The organism is Shimia sp. (genome assembly GCF_965227725.1).
In the GTDB taxonomy this organism is placed as follows: Bacteria; Pseudomonadota; Alphaproteobacteria; order Rhodobacterales; family Rhodobacteraceae; genus Shimia.
In genome coordinates this window covers 146,860-170,796 of record NZ_CBDDGH010000005.1, presented here as the reverse complement: position 1 = coordinate 170,796, position 23,937 = coordinate 146,860, and the positions used below count along the sequence as shown (strand labels likewise).

The 23,937-nt window shown below is 58.1% G+C and carries 24 protein-coding genes; 12 read left to right on the top strand and 12 right to left on the bottom strand.

The window, feature by feature from the left end; all coding sequences use genetic code 11:
* Position 1 precedes the first annotated feature (1 nt).
* Genes ACO07T_RS11090 through cobF form a run of 3 tightly spaced genes read left to right on the top strand, consistent with a single transcriptional unit; the run spans position 2 to position 2,789 of the window.
* On the top strand, positions 2-1,318 hold the full coding sequence (locus ACO07T_RS11090) for a cobyrinate a,c-diamide synthase (protein ID WP_422049463.1): 1,317 nt from the start codon (positions 2-4) through the stop codon (positions 1,316-1,318).
* On the top strand, positions 1,315-2,037 hold the full coding sequence (gene cobA, locus ACO07T_RS11085; RefSeq protein ID WP_422049462.1) for a uroporphyrinogen-III C-methyltransferase: 723 nt from the start codon (positions 1,315-1,317) through the stop codon (positions 2,035-2,037). Before ACO07T_RS11090 ends, cobA begins: the two co-directional genes overlap by 4 nt.
* Complete coding sequence (cobF, locus tag ACO07T_RS11080) at positions 2,034-2,789, top strand: precorrin-6A synthase (deacetylating) (RefSeq protein WP_422049461.1); 756 nt, start codon at positions 2,034-2,036, stop codon at positions 2,787-2,789. Before cobA ends, cobF begins: the two co-directional genes overlap by 4 nt.
* Here cobF and ACO07T_RS11075 read toward each other — a convergent pair.
* From ACO07T_RS11075 to ACO07T_RS11045, 7 genes are all read right to left on the bottom strand, one after another.
* On the bottom strand, positions 2,786-3,931 hold the full coding sequence (locus tag ACO07T_RS11075) for an iron-containing alcohol dehydrogenase (RefSeq protein ID WP_422049460.1): 1,146 nt from the start codon (positions 3,929-3,931) through the stop codon (positions 2,786-2,788). The genes cobF and ACO07T_RS11075 overlap by 4 nt on opposite strands.
* Positions 3,928-5,310: an aldehyde dehydrogenase family protein gene (locus ACO07T_RS11070; RefSeq protein WP_422049459.1), complete on the bottom strand. Its 1,383-nt coding sequence runs from the start codon at positions 5,308-5,310 to the stop codon at positions 3,928-3,930. Before ACO07T_RS11070 ends, ACO07T_RS11075 begins: the two co-directional genes overlap by 4 nt.
* Before the next feature lie 95 nt (positions 5,311-5,405).
* Entirely contained in the window at positions 5,406-6,770 is a 1,365-nt protein-coding gene (locus ACO07T_RS11065; protein WP_422049458.1) for a glutamine synthetase family protein, read from the bottom strand.
* Positions 6,771-6,845: 75 nt separating this feature from the next.
* Positions 6,846-7,880, bottom strand: coding sequence for a TRAP transporter substrate-binding protein (locus tag ACO07T_RS11060; RefSeq protein ID WP_209060911.1), 1,035 nt, complete (start codon positions 7,878-7,880; stop codon positions 6,846-6,848).
* Positions 7,881-7,932: 52 nt separating this feature from the next.
* Positions 7,933-9,255, bottom strand: coding sequence for a TRAP transporter large permease (locus tag ACO07T_RS11055; RefSeq protein WP_209060912.1), 1,323 nt, complete (start codon positions 9,253-9,255; stop codon positions 7,933-7,935).
* Entirely contained in the window at positions 9,255-9,851 is a 597-nt protein-coding gene (locus ACO07T_RS11050) for a TRAP transporter small permease subunit (protein ID WP_209060914.1), read from the bottom strand. Before ACO07T_RS11050 ends, ACO07T_RS11055 begins: the two co-directional genes overlap by 1 nt.
* Positions 9,852-10,616 (bottom strand): N-formylglutamate amidohydrolase, encoded by a 765-nt coding sequence (locus tag ACO07T_RS11045; RefSeq protein WP_422049457.1) that lies wholly within the window; start codon positions 10,614-10,616, stop codon positions 9,852-9,854.
* A 130-nt stretch (positions 10,617-10,746) separates the two neighbouring features.
* Here ACO07T_RS11045 and ACO07T_RS11040 point away from each other — a divergent pair, with 130 nt between their 5' ends.
* Entirely contained in the window at positions 10,747-11,610 is an 864-nt protein-coding gene (locus ACO07T_RS11040) for a MurR/RpiR family transcriptional regulator (protein ID WP_247743799.1), read from the top strand.
* Between the two features lie 269 nt (positions 11,611-11,879).
* A complete protein-coding gene (locus tag ACO07T_RS11035) occupies positions 11,880-12,959 on the top strand; it encodes a response regulator (protein WP_422049456.1) in 1,080 nt (359 codons plus the stop codon).
* A gap of 4 nt (positions 12,960-12,963) precedes the next feature.
* Here ACO07T_RS11035 and ACO07T_RS11030 read toward each other — a convergent pair whose 3' ends face one another.
* Positions 12,964-13,554, bottom strand: coding sequence for an acyl-homoserine-lactone synthase (locus tag ACO07T_RS11030; RefSeq protein WP_209060927.1), 591 nt, complete (start codon positions 13,552-13,554; stop codon positions 12,964-12,966).
* A 561-nt stretch (positions 13,555-14,115) separates the two neighbouring features.
* Here ACO07T_RS11030 and ACO07T_RS11025 point away from each other — a divergent pair.
* From ACO07T_RS11025 to ACO07T_RS11015, 3 genes are all read left to right on the top strand, one after another.
* Complete coding sequence (locus ACO07T_RS11025) at positions 14,116-14,496, top strand: hypothetical protein (protein ID WP_209078004.1); 381 nt, start codon at positions 14,116-14,118, stop codon at positions 14,494-14,496.
* Between the two features lie 113 nt (positions 14,497-14,609).
* Positions 14,610-16,085: a sensor histidine kinase gene (locus ACO07T_RS11020; RefSeq protein ID WP_422049455.1), complete on the top strand. Its 1,476-nt coding sequence runs from the start codon at positions 14,610-14,612 to the stop codon at positions 16,083-16,085.
* Between the two features lie 10 nt (positions 16,086-16,095).
* The gene (locus tag ACO07T_RS11015) at positions 16,096-16,434 is read left to right on the top strand and encodes an Hpt domain-containing protein (protein ID WP_422049454.1); all 339 of its coding nucleotides are present in this window, start codon (positions 16,096-16,098) and stop codon (positions 16,432-16,434) included.
* A 9-nt stretch (positions 16,435-16,443) separates the two neighbouring features.
* Here the strand turns inward: ACO07T_RS11015 and ACO07T_RS11010 are convergent, their stop codons facing one another.
* Positions 16,444-16,833 carry a response regulator gene (locus ACO07T_RS11010; protein ID WP_422049453.1) on the bottom strand — a complete coding sequence of 130 codons (390 nt, stop codon included), beginning with the start codon at positions 16,831-16,833 and terminating at the stop codon, positions 16,444-16,446.
* A gap of 196 nt (positions 16,834-17,029) precedes the next feature.
* Here ACO07T_RS11010 and ACO07T_RS11005 point away from each other — a divergent pair, with 196 nt between their 5' ends.
* Positions 17,030-17,794, top strand: a complete 765-nt coding sequence (locus ACO07T_RS11005; RefSeq protein WP_422049452.1) for an enoyl-CoA hydratase/isomerase family protein — start codon at positions 17,030-17,032, stop codon at positions 17,792-17,794.
* Between the two features lie 56 nt (positions 17,795-17,850).
* Here ACO07T_RS11005 and ACO07T_RS11000 read toward each other — a convergent pair whose 3' ends face one another.
* Together ACO07T_RS11000 and ACO07T_RS10995 are read right to left on the bottom strand one after the other, a co-directional pair.
* Positions 17,851-20,094, bottom strand: coding sequence for a molybdopterin cofactor-binding domain-containing protein (locus ACO07T_RS11000; RefSeq protein WP_422049451.1), 2,244 nt, complete (start codon positions 20,092-20,094; stop codon positions 17,851-17,853).
* 3 nt (positions 20,095-20,097) lie between these two features.
* Complete coding sequence (locus tag ACO07T_RS10995; protein ID WP_209060935.1) at positions 20,098-20,556, bottom strand: (2Fe-2S)-binding protein; 459 nt, start codon at positions 20,554-20,556, stop codon at positions 20,098-20,100.
* Between the two features lie 415 nt (positions 20,557-20,971).
* Between ACO07T_RS10995 and gap the strand changes: the two genes are divergently transcribed.
* Positions 20,972-21,970 carry a type I glyceraldehyde-3-phosphate dehydrogenase gene (gene gap, locus ACO07T_RS10990; RefSeq protein ID WP_209060937.1) on the top strand — a complete coding sequence of 333 codons (999 nt, stop codon included), beginning with the start codon at positions 20,972-20,974 and terminating at the stop codon, positions 21,968-21,970.
* 84 nt (positions 21,971-22,054) lie between these two features.
* The gene (locus ACO07T_RS10985) at positions 22,055-22,198 is read left to right on the top strand and encodes a hypothetical protein (protein WP_209060938.1); all 144 of its coding nucleotides are present in this window, start codon (positions 22,055-22,057) and stop codon (positions 22,196-22,198) included.
* Between the two features lie 82 nt (positions 22,199-22,280).
* On the opposite strand, the gene ACO07T_RS10980 is transcribed toward ACO07T_RS10985, so the two are convergent.
* Positions 22,281-23,093: an ABC transporter permease gene (locus ACO07T_RS10980; protein ID WP_422049450.1), complete on the bottom strand. Its 813-nt coding sequence runs from the start codon at positions 23,091-23,093 to the stop codon at positions 22,281-22,283.
* A gap of 169 nt (positions 23,094-23,262) precedes the next feature.
* Here ACO07T_RS10980 and ACO07T_RS10975 point away from each other — a divergent pair, with 169 nt between their 5' ends.
* Complete coding sequence (locus ACO07T_RS10975; RefSeq protein ID WP_422049449.1) at positions 23,263-23,859, top strand: GcrA family cell cycle regulator; 597 nt, start codon at positions 23,263-23,265, stop codon at positions 23,857-23,859.
* Positions 23,860-23,937: the final 78 nt, after the last annotated feature.

Sequence of the window (23,937 nt, the reverse complement as noted above, 5' to 3'; positions counted from 1 at the left end):
CATGACCACCACCATGCCCCCCGGCATCCTGATTTCCGCCCCTTCCTCCGGCACTGGCAAAACCACCGTGATGTTAGGGCTGCTGCGTGCGCTGGCCGAAGATGGCCTGAACGTGCAGCCGTTCAAATCCGGCCCGGACTACATCGACCCGGCGTTCCACCACGCAGCCGCGCGCCGTCCTGCGTTCAATCTGGACACATGGGCCATGCCTCCCACACTCGCTGGCGGGATATCAGAACAGGCGCAAGGCGCGGACATCATTGTTGCCGAAGGCTCCATGGGCCTGTTTGACGGCGTGGCCACACGCGGCGAAAACGGCTTTGGCAGCTCTGCGGAAACCGCGCTGATGATGGGCTGGCCTGTGGTGCTGGTGATCGACGTGGGTGGTCAGGCCCAATCGGCCGCCGCCACCGCGCTGGGGTTCAAAACCTACAACCCGGATCTGCCCTTTGCTGGGGTGATCCTCAATCGCTGCGCCTCTCCGCGCCATGAGCGCCTCGCGCGTCTGGGCATGGATCAGGCGGGCATCAACGTGCTGGGCGTGCTGCCGCGGCGTGGCGATCTTGCCCTGCCGGAGCGCCACCTTGGCCTCATTCAGGCGATTGAACATCCCGATCTGGAAGAGGCCATCACCGGCTACGCCGCCTTCTTGCGCGAGCACGTGGATTTGGAAGCCATCAAAGCAGCAGCCAAAGCAGGCCCCGCGCGCACAGGGCAGCTGCCCAAACCTCCGGCACAACGTATCGCCCTGGCGCGCGACGCGGCCTTCAGCTTCACCTATCCGCACCTTCTGACCGGTTGGCGCAACGCGGGTGCAGAGATCCTGCCCTTCTCTCCGCTTGCCGATGAAGCCCCTGATGCCAGCGCCGATCTGGTTTGGCTGCCCGGCGGCTATCCCGAACTGCACGCAGGCACGCTGGCCGCCAATCAGACCTACCTGACAGGCCTGCGCAAACACGCTGAAACCAAACCGGTGCACGGCGAATGCGGTGGCTATATGGCGCTCGGTCAGGCCTTGATCGACAAAGAGGGCAATCGCCACGAAATGGCCGGCCTTCTGGGGCTTGTCACTTCTTATGAGAAACGCAAGTTCCACCTCGGCTACCGCCAAGCGACGTTGCAGGCCCCCATGCTGGGCTTTGACACCGGCGCACGCCTGCGCGGCCACGAATTCCACTATTCCACCATTCTGGAAGAACCGGATGCCCCGCTCGCCCAAGTTGGCGATGCAGACGGCAACCCTGTGCCGGAAACCGGCTCCATCAAGGGCAACACCACTGGCACCTTCTTCCACCTGATTGCAGAGGCCTCAACATGACCGGCTTTGTCAGTTTCGTAAGCTCCGGCCCAGGTGATCCCGAGTTGCTCACCTTGAAGGCGGTTGACCGCCTGCAAAAGGCGGAGGCCGTGCTGTTTGACGATCTTTCCGCAGGCCCCATTCTGGAGCACGCCAACAAAGAGGCAGATCTTGTTGGCGTGGGCAAACGCGCAGGCCGCCCGTCGCCCAAGCAACACCACGTCAGCCAGCTCTTGGTGGACTACGCACAGTCCGGTGCCCATGTGGTGCGCCTGAAATCCGGTGACAGCGGTATTTTTGGCCGTCTGGAAGAAGAGATAACCGCGCTCAAAGAGGCTGGCATTGATTTTGAAATCATCCCCGGTGTGACGTCGGCCAGCGCCGCCGCCGCTGCTGCTGGCATCCCGCTGACCCGCCGTCTGGTGGCGCGCCGCGTGCAATTTGTCACCGGTCACGATGTTGCAGGCGCTCTGCCCGGCGATCTCAACCTTCAGGCTCTGGCGGACCCCGGTGCCACCACCGTGCTGTTCATGCCCAAGCGCACTTTCCCGGAACTGGCCGAAAAGCTCTTTGCCACCGGCCTACGCCGCGACTGCCCTGCGCTCCTGGCCGAAAGCGTGTCCCACCCGGAACAGACACTCACCCGCACCACGATGGAAGAGCTCGCCAAACAGCTGGCGGAAGAGATTTCTTCTGCGCCGGGCATCATTCTCTTCGGCGAACTGGCAGATCCCAAATGACCACGCTGTCTCTTGTTGGCATTGGCTCAGGCAACCCGGATCACCTCACCCGACAGGCGCTCAAAACACTGGAGGCGGCAGATGTCATCCTGCTGCCGCGCAAGGGCGATGAGAAAACCGAGCTCGCCGATCTGCGCCGCATGATTGCCGCAGAGCTTCTGACAACTGCGCCCAAGATCGTCGAATTTGACTATCCGGTGCGCGACGCCGATACGCCGAAATATCTCGACGGGGTAAACACCTGGCACGATGCACTTGCCGCGATCTGGCAGGATCTCATCGCCACGCATGCTCCCTCTGACGGCCATGTGGCGCTGATGGTTTGGGGCGATCCGTCGCTCTATGACAGCACCTTGCGCATCGCAGATCGCCTGATTGCACGCGGCATCCCGCTGACTGTGAATATGGTGCCCGGCATCACCTCGCTGCAGATGCTCACCGCCGCCCACGCCATTCCACTCAACACTTTGGGCGATCCGGTCCAGATCACCACGGGGCGCAAGCTGCGCGAAGACGGCTGGCCCGAAGGTGTTTCAACTGTGGCCGTGATGCTCGATGGCAGCTGCTCTTTCCAGCATCTCGATCCCGAAGATCTGCACATCTGGTGGGGCGGCTATGTGGGCATGGACCAGCAAATCCTGATCGAAGGCCCGCTGGCAGAGGTCTCCGCCAAAATCATCAAGGCCCGCGCAGATGCACGGGCCGAGATTGGTTGGATTATGGATATCTATCTGCTGCGCAAAGCGGCTTAAATAGTCGCCTCAAACAGCGCTGTGAGGTTCGCCTCAGTCAGCTCCACCGGGTTGCCACCGCAGCTCGGATCAATCAGCGCGCCTTTGACCAGTTCAGGGATGGCATCCGCGTTCACGCCAAGGTCAGACAGCTTGCGCGGAATGGCAAAGCTGTCGTTGAAACCCTGCACAAAGGCGCGGAACCCATCAAAGCCGCCTTCAACACCCAGATAGCCCGCAGCGCGATCAAACCGCTCGGCAATTTCAGGCGCATTCAGCTCCAGAACCGCCGGCATACAGACCGCATTTGTGGTGCCGTGGTGCGTGTTAAACATCGCGCCCACCGGATGGCTCATGGCATGGATGGCGCCAAGACCTTTTTGGAATGCCGTCGCGCCCATCATCGCCGCACTCATCATATGCGCACGGGCTTCCAGATCTTTGCCATCGGCATAGGCGCGCGGCAGGTTCTCGATCACCAGCTTCATGCCTTCCAGCGCAATACCCTGGCTCATCGGATGATAATGCGGGCTGGAATAGGCCTCCACACAATGGGCAAAGGCATCAAGCCCGGTGCCTGCGGTGATGAACTGCGGCATGCCCACGGTGAGCTCCGGGTCACAGATCACGATGGCTGGCAGCACCTTGGGGTGGAAGATGATTTTCTTCTCATGGCTCACGGAATTGGTGATGACGCTGGCGCGCCCCACCTCAGAGCCAGTGCCCGCAGTTGTCGGAACAGCAATGATCGGTGCAATCCCGTCAGGATCGGCACGGGTCCACCAATCGCCAATGTCCTCAAAGTCCCAAACCGGACGGGTCTGGCCAGACATAAAGGCCACCATCTTGCCCAAATCAAGGCCTGAGCCGCCACCAAAGGCGATCACCCCGTCGTGCCCACCGGCGCGGTAGACCTCAAGACCCGCCTCAAGGTTCTTCTCGTTTGGGTTCGGATCAACTTCGGAGAACATCGCCCGCCCAAGCCCGGCAGCTTCCAAAAGATCCAGTGTCGCCGTGGTGATCGGCAGATCCGCCAGACCTTTGTCCGTCACCAGAAGCGGCTTCCTCATGCCAGTTGCCGCGCAGGCATCTGCCAGCTCTTTGATGCGGCCAACGCCAAATTTCACTGCAGTCGGGTAAGACCAGTTGCCAACAAGTGTCATGATGTCACCTTTTTCAGATGGTAGGATTTTGGACGTGTGAGGTTCTGGAAACCAATCACCGAGAGACCTCCACCACGTCCTGTGTTTTTGCAGCCGGTCCAGCACAGGCCCGGATCAAGGTAGTCCGCACGGTTCATAAATACCGTGCCGGTCTCGATCTCATTGCCCACACGCTCTGCGCGTTCGACGTCTTTGGTCCAGAGGCTCGCCGTCAGACCAAACTCGCTGTCGTTCATCAAAGCAATCGCCTCTTCGTCAGAGGAGACCTTCATGATGCCCACAACAGGGCCGAAGCTCTCATCACGCATCACGCGCATCTCATGGGTCACATCGGTCAGAATCTGCGGCGTGAGGTAAGCCCCGCCATCATCCTCAGCAAAAGTCTCAATATGCGCCGTCGCCCCGGCTTCAAGTGCTTCCGCAATCTGCGCGCGCACCTCATCAGCAAAACGCACATTGGCCATCGGGCCAATCGTGGTCTCTTCCTCCAGCGGGTTGCCCAGCTTGTAGCCGTTCACAACCGCCACAGCCTTTTCTACAAAGGCATCATAGAGGCTCTCATGCACATAGATGCGCTCGATGCCACAGCAGCACTGACCAGAATTGAACATCGCCCCGTCAATCAGCGTGTCCACCGCCGCATCCAGATCCGCATCTTCCATGACATAGCCCGGATCTTTGCCGCCAAGCTCTGTGCCAACGCCCGTAAATGTGCCCGCCGCTGCGCGCTCCATGGCCTGACCACCGCCGACAGAGCCTGTGAAGTTCACAAAATCAAACGCATTGCCCGCAATAAGATCATTGGTCACGTCATGGCTCAGGAAGACATTCTGAAACACATCTTCCGGTACACCTGCGCTGTGGAAGGCCTGCGCCATGCGCTCGCCCACAAGAAGCGTTTGCGTCGCGTGTTTCAGCATCACGGTGTTGCCCGCAATCAGTGCAGGTGCCACAGTGTTGATCGCGGTCATGTAAGGGTAGTTCCACGGCGCCACCACAAAGACCACGCCGTGCGGCAGGCGCTTGATATAACGCTTAAACGTCTCGTCCTCGCCAACCTGGATATCCGCCAGCGACTCCGCCGCGATATCCGCCATATAGCTTGCGCGCTCATTGAAGCCGCCAAACTCCCCGCCGTAGCGCACCGGGCGGCCCATCATCTTGGCAATCTCCGGCACGATCTCATCATTCATCGCACCCACAGCGGCCACACCGGCCATCACCAAATCAATCCGCTCCTGCAAAGGCCGCGCGGCCCAGGCTTTCTGCGCGTCCTTTGCACGTTTGGCCGCAGCAAAGGCCTCATCAGCACTCAGCACAGGTCTTTCTGCAAAAACCGACCCATCGATCGGAGAGATACATGTCAACATGCCGCTCATGGCAACACTCCATCCATAAGGGGCACAACGCCCCGCTTTCTCATTCGTCAAATATCCCGGGGAGTGTGAGGGGCTGGCCCCTCACCTCTTCCGGCTTACGCCCGTTCAAACCCGCGCGCAATTTCCCAATCAGTCACCACCGCGTCAAAGGCTTCCTGCTCCCATTCTGCCATCCGCACATAATGGTCAACCACTTCGCTGCCCATGGCCTCGCGCAGCATGTCAGAGCCGCGCAGCGCCTCGGTCGCATCACGCAGGTTTGTCGGGATCACATTGTTGCCTGCCTCATAAGCATCACCGGTCAAAGGCGTGCCCGGATCAAGCTTCTCTTCGACGCCCTTGATGCCTGCTGCCAGCATCGCTGCGATGGCCAGATAGGGGTTCATATCCGCTCCCGGCACCCGGCATTCCACGCGCACAGCCTTGCTGCCATCGCCGCACAAACGGAAAGCGGCCGTACGGTTGTCCACCGACCAGACCTTGGCGGTCGGCGCAAAGCTGCCCTTCTGGAAACGCTTGTAGCTGTTCACATAAGGCGCAAGGAACACAGTGATGTCATCGGCATATTTCAGCAAGCCACCCAGATAGTTTCGCGCCAGATCGGACATGCCCAGATCTTTGTCCGCATCATAAAACGCAGGTACGCCATCTTTGGTCCAAAGCGACTGGTGCACATGGCTCGCGCTGCCCACTTTGTCCTGATGCCACTTTGGCAGGAAGGACACCGCATGGCCTTGCTGCCAGCCAATTTCCTTGGCCGCATGTTTGGAAATCGTATGGTTTTCGGCCGCGTCCATGGCGCTGCCGTAGCGGATGTTGAGCTCTTCCTGCCCAGTCTCCGCCTCCCCTTTGGAGCCTTCCACCGGAATGCCCGAGGCATAAAGCCCGTTGCGCAGCGCGCGCATCACGCCTTCTTCCTTGGTGGTCTGAAGGATGTGATAATCCTCATTATACGCGCTGATCGGGGTCAGGTCGCGATAGGCCGTCTTGCCCAGTTCCTCAAAGCTCTGCTCAAAAATGAAGAACTCAAGCTCGGTTGCCGACACCGCTTCAAAGCCCATCTCCGCAAGCCTTGCGATCTGCTTTTTCAGCATCGCGCGTGGAGAATGCGCAATGTAGTGGTGGCCGTGGTGATCCATCACGTCACATATCACCAACGCAGTGCCGTCCAGCCACGCCGCCCGGCGCAAAGTGCTCAGGTCCGGCTTCATCAGATAGTCGCCATAGCCTGCCGCCCAGCTGGTTGCGGCATAGCCTTCCACCGTGTGCATCTCTAGATCGGTCGCCAGCAGATAGTTGCAGCAATGGGTCTCTTCCCACGCGCTGTCCACAAAATGCTGCGCCACAAACCGCTTGCCCATCAAGCGACCCTGCATATCCACGATACAGGCCAGAACAGTGTCAATTTCGCCGCTCGCGCTCAGGCCACGCAGCTCATCAAGGGTCAGATTGCCAGACATCAAATGCGCCTTCTTTGTTGAGTGCCGAAGCCCCATCGACGGACGGGGCTTCGAAAGATGTTATTGCCGAAAGACTTAGCCGTAACGGTACGGACGACCCGCCGCCTGCATGTCTGCGTTGTACTTGCGGAAAATCTCCACAACTTTTGCCTTAGTCGGGCTTTCCGCTGCGATCTCATCCCAGAATTTCACAGCTGCGGTTTCCACCTGTGCCCATTCTTCATCCGGGATAGAGGTCAGCTGCATCTTGGTGCCGTTCACACGCAGATTGGCCTCACCACCCCAATACCACCACTGGCGATAGTAGTGCGACTGGTCACAGCAAACGCGGAACAGGGTCTGCAGATCTTCTGGCAGCTCGTTCCAGCGGTCTTGGTTGGCAAAGAAGCTGCCCGCCCATGCGCCGGAAATGTTGTTGGTCAGGAAGTAGTTGGTCACATCGGCCCAACCCACGGTGTAATCCTCTGTGATGCCCGACCATGCGATGCCGTCAAGCTCGCCGGTCTGCACGGCCACTTCGATGTCTTCCCATGGCAGGGTCACCGGCACCACGCCAAACTGGCTGAGGAAGCGGCCCGCGGTTGGGAAGGTGAAGATGCGCTTGCCTTTCAGATCCGCCAGCGAGTTGATCGGGTCTTTGGTGGCAAAGTGGCAAGGATCCCATGCACCGGCGCTGATGTGCTTCACACCAACTTTGGAATACTCTTCGTCCCAGATCTCGTTCAGGCCATACTGGTTGAACAGCACAGGCACATCGAGGCTGTAGCGGGAGGCAAACGGGAAGTAGCCGCCAAACACGGTCACCTCGGTGGGCGACGCCATGGAGTCATCGTCAGACTGCACCGCATCAATGGTGCCACGCTGCATGGCGCGGAACAGCTCGCCGGTCGGCACCAGTTGGTCAGCGTAGAAGAGTTCAATCTGCATACGGTCGCCCGCAATCTTATTGAACATCTCAATCGCCGGATCGATCACATGCGCTGCCAGCGCCGGGCCGGCATAGGTCTGCATGCGCCATTTGATGGTGCTTTGCGCAATCGCCGGTGTCGCCAACGGTGCCGCAACTGCGCCAGCGCCAGCGGCTTGAAGAAACTTACGTCTTGTCGTCATCTCTTACTCTCCTTGTTGAATCTGGCCCCGTTTTCGGCGCTCTGTAGATTTTTTATTTTCCGTAGACATATTCCGGCAGCCACAGCGCGATCTGTGGGAAGATCATCACCAATGTGAGTGCCAGAACCATGACAAACACGAAGGGCACGATGCTGCGATAGATGTCGCGCAGGGTGACTTCGCTTGGTGCCATGGCCCGCATGAGGAACAGGTTATAGCCGAATGGCGGTGTCATATAGGCGATCTGTGTGGTGATCGTATAAAGCACGCCATACCAGATCAGATCGAAGCCAAGCGCCTTCACCAGTGGCACATAAAGCGGCGCCACAATGACCAGCATCGCTGTGTCGTCCAGAAAGGTGCCCATCAGGATGAAGCTCAGCTGCATCAGGATCAGGATCATCCAGGGATCAAGCCCCAGCTGCTCGGTGAACAGATTGTCGATGGCTTTCACCGCGCCCAGCCCGTCAAACACCGCGCCAAAGCCCAGTGCGGCGAGAATGATCCACATGAACATGCAGGAAATGCCCAGCGTGCTGCGTACAGAGGTTTCAAACACCTCCCGTGTCATCCGCCCCTTCAGCACCGCGGCCACAAATGCCGTGATCGCACCAATCGCCGAGCTTTCCACCAGCGAGGTCCAGCCGTTCACAAAAGGCACCATCATAGTAGCAAAAATCACAATCGGCAGCAGCCCTGCCCGTAGCAGGCGCAGCTTTTCTGCGCGCGAAATATCACGATCCGCCTCAGGCAAGGCCGGGCCAAGCTCCGGCTGAATACGGCAGCGGATCACCACGTAGAGGATGAACATCGCCGCCATCATCAGGCCCGGGAACACACCGGCCAGCCACAGCTGCCCCACCGGTTGGCGCGCAATCATGGCGTAAAGTACGAGCACCACAGAGGGCGGCACCAGAATGCCAAGGCTCGATCCGGCCTGAATGACCCCGGTCACCATACGTTTGTCATAGCCGCGTTTGAGCAGCTCCGGCAGTGCAATGGTTGCCCCGATTGCCATGCCCGCAACGCTCAGACCGTTCATCGCCGAAATCAGCACCATCAACAGGATGGTGCCAATCGCCAGACCGCCCCGCACCGGTCCCATCCAGACATGGAACATCTTGTAGAGGTCGTCGGCGATCTTGGATTCACTGAGCACATAACCCATGAAAATGAACATCGGCAGCGTCAGCAGCGGATACCATTTCATCAGCTTCATCGCGGCGGAGAAACCAATATCGCTGCCCCCCGTGCCCCACAGCAGCACCGCTGCCAGAACACCCACAAAGCCAATGGCCCCAAAGACCCTCTGCCCCGTCATGAGCATCAGCATCATGGTCGAGAACATCAGAATGGCGATCATTTCATAAGACATCAGTAGTCAACTCCACGCATCCGCGCGATGTCTTTGAACAGTTCAGAGACCGCCTGTAAGAACATCAGAATAAAGCCAAAAAGCATGATCAGCTTGATTGGCCAGAGAACCGGCCGCCACGCAGTCGGGCTGCGCTCGATATAGCCGATGATTTCACTCGCCGCCTCTTTGCCGCCGGTGACATAGGCCCAGACCAGATCGCGATAGAATGCATAAGGCTCGACGCCAAAGTGCCCCAGCGAATAGGCGCTGGAACCCACCGCCCCATGAATGAGGATCGCGATATAAAACATCAGGAAGAACACGGTCATCGCGTCCACCGTGGCGCGCTGGCGCAACGTCCATTCCCCGTAAAACAGGTCCATCCGCACGTTCGATCCAAGCTGCATCGAATATGGTCCGCCAAGGATGTAGTAGGTCACCATGGCAAACTGCGCCATCTCCAGCGTCCACAGCGAAGGCGTCGCAAAAGTCTTTGAGAAGGAGGACCACAGCAAAATCGCCATCATGACGAAAATCCCGTACATGATGAACCGCCCGATCCGGCGGTTAAATCCGTCGATGCCACGAATGTAGAGCCGCACAAGCTTTGGCATTTACAGCCCCTCTTCCGTCGTAGAGTTGTCAGCGAGCGTGTGAAGGCCAGCACGCAATGCGCCTTCGATCACGTCAGCCATATGCGCAATCTGCGCCTCAGTGCGCAGCAGATCATTGCGCACCTCAAGCATCACATTTGCCACCTTATTTTTCAGGCCATAGAGCTGCAGAGAGTGGGTCACGCCGTCTTCCGGCCCATAAGGTACATTGCGCTGCACATCATGCTCAGAGTCCGAAAGCGCCTCCAGCATTCCGTCCGCCAGTCGCGTGTCCCGGTCATGCAACACGCCAATCTCCACCGCGCGCGGTGCGCCGTGATAGACCGGCGTAAACGAATGCACGGTGACCAACGCCTTGGGCTCCACCAAAACCAGGACCTGCTCCACCGCAGCCCGGAATGGCACATAGATCTGCTGCACACGCGCATCGCGCGCATCCGATGACAGATCAACATTGCCCGGAATGTCAAAAACCTCGCTGCGCTGGGGGATCGCGCTCTCCGCTTCGGGCGGGCGATTGCAGTCATACAACAGACGCGACACGCCACCGGCCACCAAGGTGCTGCCAAAGCGCTGCGCCAGAAGCCGTGTCAGCGCAAGCGCCCCCGGATCCCAAGCCACATGGCTCTCGCGCACGTCATCGCTCAGCCCAAGTGTGCCAAAGCAATCGGGGAAATGATTGGAAGCGTGCTCACAGACAAACAGCACATCACCAGGTGCAACCGCCCCTTCAACATGTACCACTTCGTCGTCTTCTAAAGTCATTGGTGCCCCCTTTGTGAACAAACTTCTTCAGGAGCTTATCTTCTGTCAATAATTATTCTGAAAATTCTTCTTCTTTCGAAAAAACTCTGAAACTATGCTTACAGAAACAGCAGAGAGATGGGGCACCCCCTTGGCAGACACCGCGCAGGAAAAGATTAACAAGGTTTATGAAAGCCTTACGCGCGCAGAGCGGCAGCTCGCAGGCGTGATTCTGGAAAACTATCCTATGTCCGGCATGGGCTCGATCACGCGACTTGCCGAGAAAGCGTCTGTCTCCACCCCAACAGTCGCACGTATGGTGCAAAAACTCGGCTATTCCGGGTTTCCCGAATTTCAGGATACTTTGCGGCAGGAAGTGGAAGCGCGCTTTTCCAACCCCATCGCCAAACATGAAAGCTGGGCGCAGAGCGCCCCCGAAGAGCACCTTCTCAACCGTTTCACCGAGGCTGTGATCGGCAATATCCGCCAAACTCTGGCAAGCGTTGATCCCGCACAGTTTGACGCGCTGGCCGCGCTGCTCGCTGATGAAAGCAATGCGCTTTATATTACTGGCGGGCGCATCACCCACGCGCTCAGCGAATATCTGCACCTTCATATGCAGGTCATTCGCGCGCGCGTGCGCCATATCCGGTCCACCTCAAACGCATGGCCGCACGACCTGCTGGACATTTCCGAAGGCGATGTTGTGCTGATCTATGACATCCGGCGGTATGAAAACTCCACCTTACGGCTTGCCGAAATCGCAAAGGCGCAGGGTGCGCGTGTGGTTCTTATCACCGACCAATGGCAAAGCCCGATCAGCCAATACGCGGAGATTTCGCTGAATTGCCGGATCGAAGCCCCTTCGGCCTGGGACTCCACGATTGCCATGATGCTCTTGTCCGAAACCTTGATCGCCGCCGTTCAGGAAGCCTCTTGGGGCCGGACCGAACAGCGCATGCGCACGCTGGAAGACATGTTCGACCAGACAAAGATCTTCCGAAAATTTGTTTGAGCGAGCACCTGCCGTCAGTTTCACCCCAGGGTGGAAGTTAGGGCAAACGAGAACCTCAAACATCCGTAGTTGCGCCTAAGCTTATGATTTTGCACGGATAGATTTCCTAACAAATCCTTAATTTTTTCGAATCAAGTCAATCTTTCGCCGTTTTCTGGACGCATTCGCTTTGCAACATCTGACCAAGGCCGGTGGGCAGAAGCCGCGTCGGCACTGTTGGTTTGCGTTTCACGCTTTATCAGACAGGCAGCCACAGAAAGGGCTGAGACATGAAGATATTGGCCGTCGATGACGACGAGAGCATTTGCGCGCTTCTGGCGGAGGCCGTCGCGACCAAAACCGATCACACCATCGTCACGGTGCCTTCGGGCCCCGAGGCCATCCGCGCGATTGCCAAAGCCAAGGTGCCTTTTGACTGTTTCCTGCTCGACATCCAGATGCCCGTGATCGATGGCATCACGCTGGCAGGCAAAATCCGTAAAACCAAAGGCTATGCACGCACGCCCATCATCATGCTGACCGCGATGTCTCAGAAGAAATACATCGATGCAGCCTTCGCTGCGGGCGCGACGGATTTTGTCACCAAACCTTTTGATTTCCTGGAGCTTTTCAGCCGCATTTCTCTGGCGCACCGCATTATCTCCGAACAGCACCGCATCACCGAAACCGCCAGCGAAATGGCGGCCTTGAAGCGGGATCTTCTGGAAACAACGACCCACAGCCTCAAAGAGCCCATTGAACTCACTGGGGTGACGCAGATGGTTGGATATGTTGCTTTTGAAAACCACCTGATGGGCCTGCCCCGCTCCACCCTGCTGCGCAGTATGGCCTTCGCAGTTAAGGTCGACACCATTCAAAGCGCCTATACCGCGCTCTCGCCTGTCGCCTTTCGGCGCATGCTTACGGATGTCTCCAGCGAGCTGATGTCGGTGGTGGCGGACAATGACGCAATCGCGACCTATCGCGGCAATGGCGTTTTTCTGTGCGTAGCCCCGCGCACCCGATCCTTTGAAAACACGCACGTCGAAGCCGCGCTCAACGAGCGCCTAAGCTACGTTCCGTCAACGCAGATTGATGGTTTGATGAGCAAAACAACGGTCGGAGAGCCGCAAACCCTGCGCACCCTGACACGGGCAGGCGCGGTTCTGGCCTTGCAGCGTGCAGTCGCCAATGCGGAAATACGAGCCACCAGCCAGCGCAGCAGCTTTGCATATTTGCGCAAGACAATGCGCCATCATCCTGGCAGCGGGTTCCAGACCGAAATGGAACGCCGCGCTTATGAGCATCTGCTCCAAGACGCTTTGCGTGAAGACATCGACACGCGCCCCGCAGCAGCCGCTTTCAGCTAACGCCTCAGTGGCGGTGGGTGTTGGACAGATCCATACGCGCAACCTGCACCGGAAGCCCGTCCACCAGCATGATCGGCCCTGCCGCTTCTGCCACCAGACCAAGACGTCTGATCCAACGCGGCCAAACTGCGGGCACCAGACCCAGAACATGTTTGGCGTCCATGGACCGTGCTGTGGTGATCAGCTTTTGCATCAGCTGCGTCTGCACTTCCATGCGCTGCTCAGCTGGCACATCCCGCGCCACAAAAACCCGGCTGGCGTCAAATACTCTCGGATCAATGGGCGCTTCATCAAACAGCAGGTTGCTGGGAATTGACTCCAACATGCCCTTCTGCGCGTCCCGCACCATATAAGAGTACATGCCACATCTTGCGGTGGTCGGTGTCAAACGCACCCCGGCAAGCACACGCTCGCCTTCATGAACCGCAATCCAGCTGCTTGCTGGCGTGTCGTACTGATCGTATTCCATACCCGCCACTTCTGGCAGGTCCCATTTATTTTGTACAATGAAGGACTGTTTGCGAGCCCTTAGTAGGTTGACCATCAGTTCGCCATGCTTGTGCATGTTCTCGAACGAGAGGGTCGTCGTCAGCATATCCATTCTCTCTCCGGATACCTCTTTGCCCCTTCCCAACCGTGTACACTGACAAATCCTAAAAAATTGTATTCACTCACAACAACGCCGATTTTCGGATGCAAAACACACGCAACCGACCAATCATCGCATCACCCATAGGTAGAAAGTTCGCGCTTAGACAAAGAGTACGGCAGACAAAAGTTCGGAACAGAAAAACGAACTATATCCATACAAAATAGTGACTTAACTCATAGCCCACCAGAGTTTACCACCTAGAAAAAGCGCTCCCCCAAACACCCATAGCACGATTGAGGCACAAATTTAGTTAAACATCTAGTGAAAAAGTTCACTAGGTGAAGTTTGTTGAGTGTTTCTGTAATGTGAACACAGTTTTTCTAATTTTAATGCAATTTTATGTATTAAATTTACCATTCGTAAAGCTTTTGGTCCGATTTACAGGATAGGTGGGGACCAGAAATGACTTCGTAAATTCTCCCCGGCAAGACCATCAAAATGCCGCTTTCCAAAGTGAGATTCGGCAAACACCCCATCCAAGGGGCCGTCAGTTCGGAGGATGCCATGCAGACCTATTTTTTGAATTTTCACATCAAAGGTGAAATCGCGCATACGCTGCTGCTCTCTGAGCCGGAGCCAAAGCTTATGGTCGACATTTCAGCACAAACAGCCACCGAGTCCGACGCCCCCGGATTTCGCTACCCGCGCCGCGTGAGCTTCACCGTACGCGACAAGGCACTTATCGAGCGGTTCCGCACCACTGTCTCCCCCGGAGACGTGATCGAAGCCACAGGAACCTTTGATCAGTCCGGCTATGTGCCCCATCACAGAGGGCATATCGACACAACGTTCGAATTGCTCGATTTTGAGATCTCCCGCCCGGAGATGGAGCTTCAGCACAACGGTCGCGTCTTCAAAACCGATCACAGCGCCCCTGCGCATTAAACCCGCGTGGCCGCTGGCCTCCCACCAAGATTACGCATCCTTCAGATGCTCGGGTCATCGCGCCAAACAGATTGAACGCACCGCGTCGGTCACTCTCACTTGGATGTTGCAGAATGCACATTGAACAACCTGAAAAGACGGCGCGATCCACACGAATGACCCGCCTGTTTGGCAAACCTTTGCGCGGTCTGTTTCCTATCGCAGCCCATCCGGTTGAGGATACCCGCCGCCTACATCAGGAAATTCACGACTTTGCGCTTGGCGGCATCACCCTCTTCTGGCAGCGCCAAGGCATCTACGCCGGTGCCGGTTTTCTCTGTGGCTTCTATTTTTCCTGGAGCCTTGCTGCGTTTTGCTACCTGTTCATTCAGGCCACCGATCTGTTTGACAACTCGATCTGCTACAAGGTGATCAACCGCACGGATCATTCCTTGCGCCACAGCCAGCGCTTGCTCCGTGGCTTGTCCCTATCAAACGCGCTTTCCGCCGCCTCAATCGCCACCTTCATTCTGCTGCTGGCGCGCCTCGAAGGCCCCGGTCAGCACTTTATGTCGCTGTTCTTCCTGTTCGCCGCTGGCCTTTTTGCCGCCGTAAACAATCACCAGCTGACGCAAATTCTGGGCCTTCGGCTGATCACTTACGGTGTAATTTTCATCTACATCCCCGTGTCAGACATCCTGGCCCAAGGCGCATCCTTTGATTCCAAACTCTGGCTCCACTTTGCGACGGCCCTGTTTGTGCTCTATTTCGTGCTTGAGTGCTCCACGATTTTCCTGCGCATGTATCAGCGCACTCTGGACCAGATGGATGAGCTGCGCGCAGAGCGGGACAAGGCACGCGAAGGCTATGAGCTCAAATCCCAATTTGTTTCGGTTGTCAGCCACGAGCTGCGCACGCCACTGACCTCCATCACCGGCTCCCTTACTCTGCTGCGTGAAACCGATCTGGCCAAAAATCCAGACAGCGCCAGCCGCATGCTTGAGATCGCGCATAAGAACAGCAAGCGCCTCAGCAAACTGATCAACGATCTGCTCGACATCCAGAAGATGGAAGCCCGCAAGATGGTCTACCATTTTGCCCCTGTCGATCTGGGCCAACTGATACATGACGCGGCACAATCCATCACGCCTTACGCGGATCAGTTTGAAATTGTGGTGCGCACAGCGCCGCCGCCTCAGCCTCTCACCGTGCGCGGCGACAATGAGCGCCTGATGCAGGTGCTCGACAACCTGCTGTCCAACGCCGTGAAGTTCTCCCATTCCGGCGGCTATATTGAGCTTGGCGCGCGCCTCGAAGGCGGGTGCGCCATACTGGAGGTGCGCGACTACGGCATCGGGGTTCCGCCGGAAAGCAGTCACCTGATTTTTGACAAATTCCAACAGGTGGATACGTCTGACAGCCGCAAGTTTGACGGCTCCGGGCTTGGCCTCTCCATCGCTCAGCAGATCATCGAAGACCATGGCGCCGCCATCGACTTTGAGAGCACATTGGGCGAAGGCAGCCGTTTCTTTGCAATCTTCCCGCTTTGCGACACAGAGCAGGACATCAGCATTGAACTCCCCCAATCCCCCGCACAGCAAGACGCCTGAGTCCGCAGCCATGTTTCCGTCCAAATATCAAAGGAAGTTTGCCGGATTGCGCCGTCGTTTTCTCTCTGGCCTGCCCGCGCGGGAAGCGGAAATCGAAGATCTCACCGCCACGCTGCTGGAGCACGGCGCGTCCCCCAAAGCGCTTGAAGAGCTTTATCTCGCCACACACAAACTCGCCGGCATCAGCGGCACCTACGGCCTCAGGAAACTCGGTGATCTGGCGGAAGAGGTGGAACAATTGCTGGAGCCCGTGCGTCTCAGGCTCCCCACATCCCACGAACTCGAAAGCATTCTGGTCGCCACGGACATTCTCAGCGAGGAGCTGGGCGAGGTGATTGCCACCGCCTGAGGAGGCTTCTCAGCGGGTCTGTTGCGCCGCGATCAACTGGCGCAGCTGATCTGGCAACGCCACCGGGTCAAACGGCTTCTGAATGGCGCCAATCGCGCCCTCCCGGATCTCGTCTTCATCTTTGGACGCTATGTCTTTTGATGTCATGAACACCGCTGGAGTCTGCGCAAGCTCCGGCAAAGCACGCATCGCAGCCAGCGTTTCCACGCCACTCAGGCCCGGCATCATCACATCAAGCACCATCAAATCGGGCGCAAAAGCCACCGCCTGTGCAAGCGCATCTTCGCCGCTGGCACATTGCAGCACTTCAAACCCTCCAAGTTCCACCAACGCGAGAAGTGTAATCTCCCGAATATCGGGATCATCCTCGACATGTAGAATTTTGCGAAGCTCCGTCATCCGCAGCCACCCCAATACCCCATTACCATCACCACGCTGGATACCCTATCCGCTGAACCGCTCTGAGAAAAGCCTCCACAGTTTTGCCCGATGACAGCAGCCAATTCATGACGCGGCGTAGCCAATGAGCGCCCGACTTGAGCGATGCCCAATTTTACCGCAGCCTGAGAGCATTCGCGTCCGCACAGGAGATGTCATGGCAACGCCCCCCCTTTTGAAAGAGCGCATCGGCAGCGCAATGGTGCTGACCCTCAATGATCCGGCCCGGCGCAATCCGATCGGGGCGCCCTTGCGCGCTGCTTTGTCAGAGGCTCTCGAAGAGATTGAGACCGACACAAGCATCCGCGCGGTCATCCTCACGGGGGCCGGTGGCCATTTCTGCTCAGGCGGCGATATCGCTGCGATGGACGCACCAATGCGGCGGAAGCGGATCAACTTTGAACAGGTCAAACGGCTGGCCAATCAAATCACCGGCGCGTCTGTTCCCGTGATCGCCGCCGTTGAAGGCTGGGCCGCCGGCGCTGGCCTGTCTCTTGCGATGATGTGTGACACGGTGATTGCCGCAAAATCAGCCCGCTTCCTATCGGCCTTTCCAAAGATCGGCCTGATGCCGGATTACGGCCTGCTCGCGTCCCTGCCCGCCCGCATCGGCCAAGCGCGCGCGCGTCAAGTGATGCTCTATGCCCGACCGGTTGATGCCCCAACGGCACTCAGTTGGGGGATGGCGGATGACATGGTGGAGGATGGAGACACCCTTAAGGCCGCGCTCAGCCTCGCGCAGCACGTGGAAACACTTGGGCCAGAAGCTCTGCGCGCGATCAAGGCCTTCAGCTCCGGGCGACTGGACAGCGCCATCGATTATGAGCGCGATGTGCAGCCGCGCCTGCTCGGCAGCGACAATGCCAAAGAAGGGCGCGCTGCTTTCTTTGAGAAGCGGCCTCCACGGTTCATCCCCGACTGACAAAAGAAAAACCCGCCGAAAACGTCGGCGGGTTTTTATGTTTCAGATCGTTTCGATCAGACGAAGTCGATGTGATGGTAGAGCGGCAGCTCCCGAATGCGTTGCCCCGTCGCGGCAAAGATCGCATTGGCCAAGGCAGGCGCGGCAGGCGGCACCGGAGGCTCGCCAATTCCGCGGATCTTCTCGGCGTTCTCCAGCCCTTTCACGAAGATCTCTGGGCACTGCCGCATCCGCATGCCTTCCGCATCCCAATAGTTGGCCTGCTCCACCATCCCGTCGTCGTAGGTGATTTCACTGTTGATCGCGTGACCAAGCGCAAAGACTACACCACCCTGCACGAGGTTTTCAAAGTTCACCGGATCGAGCACACGGCCAACATCCGCAGCGACCCAGACCTTGTCGATGGTGATCCCATCCTCAGTGTTTGTCACCTCAATCACTTCAGCTGTTGGCACGCCAAAACTCTCCACAAAGGCGACGCCTCGGCCTTTGCCTTCCGCAAGCGGGCTGCCCCAGTTGGACATCTCACCAACGGTTTCCAGAACCTTGCGCGCCACTGGGTTGTTGATCAAACGAATGCGCTCCTTCAGCGGATCAGCCCCCGCTTCATGGATCAACTCATCCAGCATACAGTCAAAGAAGAAGCCACCTGCGGAGGCCCCAACCGAGCGCCAGCTCGATGTGGGGGCCAACTCCGGCACGCGATAGGCCCGCATCCGGTAGTTGTCTAAGCTGTAGGGTGCATCCCAAGCCCCGGCGGCAATCTGCGTATCCGGCCCCGGAATGCTCATGCCCAACCGCCCCATCTGCGAGGCCACCACCGAAGGCATAGCGATCTGCAAATCTGCGGCCACGACTTGGCCGTTTTCCACCGCACCAGAGGCCCGCGCCATCCCAATGTGGCGTGTAAAGTCATGGGCAAAGTCTTCTTCGCGGCTGTAGGTCAACTTGACCGGCGTGCCCCGCATTTTATTGGCGATCTCCGCAGCCATTTTGACATGTTCCAGCTCCAACCTGTGGCCAAAGCTGCCGCCCATGTAGCAGTTGGTCAAATCCACCTGAGCGGGCTCATGCCCGGTGATCGCAGCCACCTGCTGTTGCAACATGATCTGCACTTGGTGCCCGGTCCAAACCGTCACTTTGTCATCTTCCACCAAAACCGTGGCGTTCAACGGCTCCAACGGCTGATGCGCCACATAGGGCACGCGATATTCCACGTCCAAAGCCTTGCCGTGCGCTTTCTTGGCCTCATAGACGTCGCCTTCATCACGCCAAACCTTGTCGAGCCGGTCGCCGCTAAAGGACTCAGCGACCATATGCCAATGATCATCCTGCCGCGCGGGATAAGGCGCCTCATCCCAATCAAAATCAATGGCTTGCGCGGCCTGAATGGCGCGCCAGGTATTGTCGGCCACAACCGCGACACCACCGGTGACCTCAACAATCTTCTGAACGCCGCGCATCTCTTTGGCGGCGCTTGCATCATAGCTCTTCAGGCCACCGCCCTTGCGCGGGTTGCAGACCACAGTCGCATGCACAGCGCCTTCGACCTCAACATCGATGCCATATTCCAAAGTGCCAGTGGACTTCGCCAGAATATCCAGCCGCTGCATGGGTTTGCCCAGCAAACGCCATTCGCTTGGGTCACGCAGCTTGATGTCCATCACCGGCTCAAGCTTTGCCGCCTCCGCGGCCAGCTCGGTGTATTTCAGCGCGCTTCCGTCCGGCAGCTGCACCGCACCATTGGCCGTCTTCAGCTGCGCAACCGGCACTCCGCTTACGTTGGACGCCGCCAGCTTGAGCGTTTCACGCGCAATCGCTCCCGCTTCGCGCAGTTTCACATAGCTGTCAGGCACCCCGCTGGAGCCGCCCGTGATCTGCAAGCCCAACAGTTTGGCAAACCCCGACATCACGGTCCGCGCGCTTTCTGCGACAAAACTTGTGTCGCCCGATTGGAACGGCACCCCGTCAGCTGAAAGCGCCCGGTTCCAATAGGCCTTGTCAGGCTTGCCAAAACTGGTCTCAACCTGATCCAACTCGATGTCCAGCTCTTCGGCAATCAACGCCGCTTGCACATGGGCAATCCCCTGCCCCTTGTCCCCGTGCGGCCCGATCAACGTGACTTTCTCGCTGTCGATAATCACCCACGGATTGAAGGTCGCGGCCCCATCCGCCAGCCCTTCTTTCAGAGGGTTTTCATAAGGTGTCTTCACACGGTAGACGCCAAAGGCCACCCCGCCCATAACAGCGGCGGCGCCAAGCAAAAACGAACGGCGGGCGATCTTTCCAACAGTCCCCATGGCTTACACCTCCTGCAATTTGGAGGCTGCGGTTTTCACCGCTGCACGGATACGCGGATAGGTGCCACAGCGGCACAGATTGCCGCTCATGGCGTCATCAATGTCTTCATCCGTCGGGTTCGGAATATCAGACAACAGCGAGGCCGCCTGCATGATCTGCCCCGACTGGCAGTAGCCACATTGCGCCACCTGATGCTCCACCCAGGCTTCTTGCACCGCATGCAAGGCACCGGGCTGTCCCAGACCGTTGATGGTGGTCACTTCGCCATCCACATCCGCCACAGGCGTCTGGCAGGAGCGCACCGCAACTCCATCAATATGCACCGTGCAGGCCCCACAAGCAGCAACACCGCAGCCATATTTCACACCTTTGATGTTCAGCTCATCTCTGAGCACCCACAGAAGCGGCATGTCGTCTTCGACATCCACCTCATGTTTTTTTCCATCCACGATCAATTGCATAAGCTGTCTCCCGTTCGTTGGAACCATTCGCGTTAGCCTCCAGATAACGCAGCTTCGTAAAAAATCACTCGCAGATCGTGCCAAATCTCAAAGACGCTGGGTCAATCGCTTGTGATGCCCTCATCCGACCGACTTCTCGTGGCTGGTCAGCGGACCTGCGTGCGCCCGCTGCAACTCGCTGATTCGGCACAACCGGAGAATTGCGCCAGCCCCACCTTGTTAACCAACTCTTTACGAACAGCCCGAGAATGTTAGCGATACCGTGAGCGGCACCGATACCGCAACCGATAGCGGCATCGGTGCAGTTTATCGCTAACACACTCATAATTCACGGTATTTCACCTTCCGCAAAGACAACGCGGCGACTATAGCAATACCCAATCCCTATTTATCCGCGCAGCTACAGGAGCGCCTCATGACTGTTACCGTCGGCATCAATGGTTTTGGCCGTATTGGACGTTGCACTTTGATGCACATCGCAGAGGAAGCGCGCGAAGATGTGCGCGTTGTCAAAGTGAACGCCACCGGCCCGCTGGACACCGCAGCTCACCTGATCCGTTATGACTCCGTACACGGCCGCTTCCGCAACGAAGTTGTGGCTGGCAACGGCACCATGGATGTGGGCATGGGCCCGATGCGCATGTACTCCACCTACGACATGGACGAGCTGGACTGGGACGGTGTGGACATCGTTCTGGAATGCACCGGCAACTTCAACGACGGTGAGAAAGCCAAAAAGCACCTGGAGCGCGGCGCCAAGAAAGTGCTGATCTCTGCCCCAGCGAAAAACGTGCAGAAGACCATCGTCTTCGGTGTGAACGATCATCAGCTCGAAGCCAACGACAACATGATCTCCAACGGCTCCTGCACCACCAACTGTCTGGCGCCTGTGGCCAAAGTCCTGAACAACGCTTTCGGCATTGAAAGCGGCATCATGACCACGATCCACGCCTACACCGGTGACCAGCCAACCCTGGACCGCCGCCACAACGATCTCTACCGCGCCCGTGCCGCTGGTATGTCCATGATCCCGACCTCCACCGGTGCCGCCAAGGCGCTGGGTGAAGTGCTGCCTGAACTCAAAGGCAAGCTCGATGGGTCCGCAATCCGCGTGCCAACCCCAAATGTGTCTGCCGTGGATCTGACCTTCACCGCATCCAAAGACGTCACCGCCGAAGATGTGAACGCCGTGATGGCCGAAGCCGCTGCCGGTGAAATGAAAGGCGTTCTGGGCTATTCCGAATTGCCGCTGGTTTCGGTTGATTTCAACCACACCACCGAAAGCGCCACCTTCGCAGCAGAGCAAACCAAAGTGCTCGGCGGCCGTCTGGTGCGCGTGCTGGCATGGTATGACAACGAATGGGGCTTCTCCGCACGTATGGCGGATGTTGCTGCCAAAATGGGCCGCATCTAACCCAAACCCATACTAAATCTTGCGCCCTCGGATGGGGTCAGGCATATCTGCTCTGACCAATATCATCCGGGGGCGCAGTGCTTCATGACCAATCCCATCGCTGTTTTTCTCGTCTTGCTCTTTCTGACGGGTTTGGGTTTGGACATGCTGTTCAACGACAGCGCCGCCTCACTGCTTTTGGCCAAGAAGTTCTTCGAACTGATCGAATGGGTCGCCTTCTGGCGTTAGTCGGAACCGCCCAGCACAAAGAAAAAGGGCTGCTCTCGTTTCCGAAATCAGCCCCCAAGCATTCTCAATCGTTTGACGCCGGTCAGCTCTTGAGCCGATAGCCGGTTTTCAGCATCCACCACGCAATGGTGCAGAGCGCCGCGGTGACCGTTGCCACAACCACCAGCCCCAGCACCGGCGCGCCGTCAGACACCCCGATCACGCCATAACGTGTGCCATCAATCAGATAGAAGATCGGGTTCACGCGGGTGAAGCTCTGCAGCACCGGCGGCAAGGCCTCAACGGAATAGAATGTGCCGGAAAGAAAGGCCAAGGGGGTCACGATGAAGTTTGTGATCGCCGCCATCTGATCGAACTTCTGCGCAAAAATACCAGCCACGATGCCAACGGCGCCCATCATCGCGCCGCCAAGCGCAACAAACAGCAACGCCCAAAGCGGGTGTGCAACCCCCTGCCCCAGAACCAGCCCCACAACGACGCTCATGGCCACGGCCACAAACAGCCCCCGTGCCACCGCGCCAGCCAGATAGCCAAGCACCATTTCCAGCGGAGCGAGCGGCGGCATCAGCGTGTCGACAATATTGCCCTGCACTTTGGAGATCACGATTGAGGAGGAGGTATTGGCAAACGCATTCTGGATCACCGTCATCATCATGATACCGGGGATCAGAAAGGTCAGAAACGGCACGCCCATCACATCGCTGCGGCTTGGCCCGATCGCGATGGAGAAAATCAGCAGGAACAAACCCGCGGTCACCAGAGGCGCCAGAAGGGTCTGTGTCCAGACGGACATAAACCGCAGAATCTCCCGCTGCGCGAGGGTCTGCAGCCCCAGCCAATTTACGCGCCCAAAGCGGCGCACACCCATTTGCAACGGTTGATCGCTCTTTGCCATGTCTCTCTGCCCTCACTGAGTTGTGCCTGCTGCGCCATTGTCCGCGATTGTCCGGGCGCGAAGTGATTCTTCGCCTTGTAACTCGGGCTGGGGTGGCTAGAATAGGCCCCTGACCAAGAAATGCAGAGGCGGCCTTAGGCGGGCCGCTTTTTAGCTGAGGAAGTGACGAATGTCCTGGACCGACGAGCGCGTAGAGCTGTTGAAAAAAATGTGGGGCGAAGGCCAATCGGCCAGCCAGATTGCCAAGGAGCTCGGCGGCGTGACCCGCAATGCCGTGATTGGCAAAGTCCATCGTCTGGGCCTTTCCAACCGCACCACCGGCAGCACCGCGAAAGCCGAGAGCAAACCAAAGGCAGAGGCCAAGCCAAAGTCAGCGCCCAAACCCAAGGCCGCGCCAAAGCCAAAGGCGGAGCCCAAAGCTGAAGAGGCAAAGCCGGAACCCAAGACCGAGCCTGCGGTTGCCGCGCGTCCGCCACAGCCTCTGCGCAAGGCCATCATCCCTGCGGGTCAGCCGCTGCCGCCGCAACCTTCCGCCAATGAAATCAGCCCAGAGGCGCTGGCCAAGGTCAATGAGGTGGAGAAAACCGCCAAGAAGCTCTCTCTGATGGAGCTGACCGAGCGCACCTGCAAATGGCCTGTCGGCGACCCGGCAACCGAGGATTTCTGGTTCTGCGGCCTGCCTGTGCAAGCCGGCAAACCTTACTGTGAGGCCCATGTCGGCGTCGCCTTCCAGCCGATGAGCTCGCGCCGCGACCGCAAACGCTAAAGCGCTTCACAATCAGACAAGCAAAAGCCCCGTCGATCCCAATCGCCGGGGCTTTTCTTTTTGAGCGCCACCTAGCGT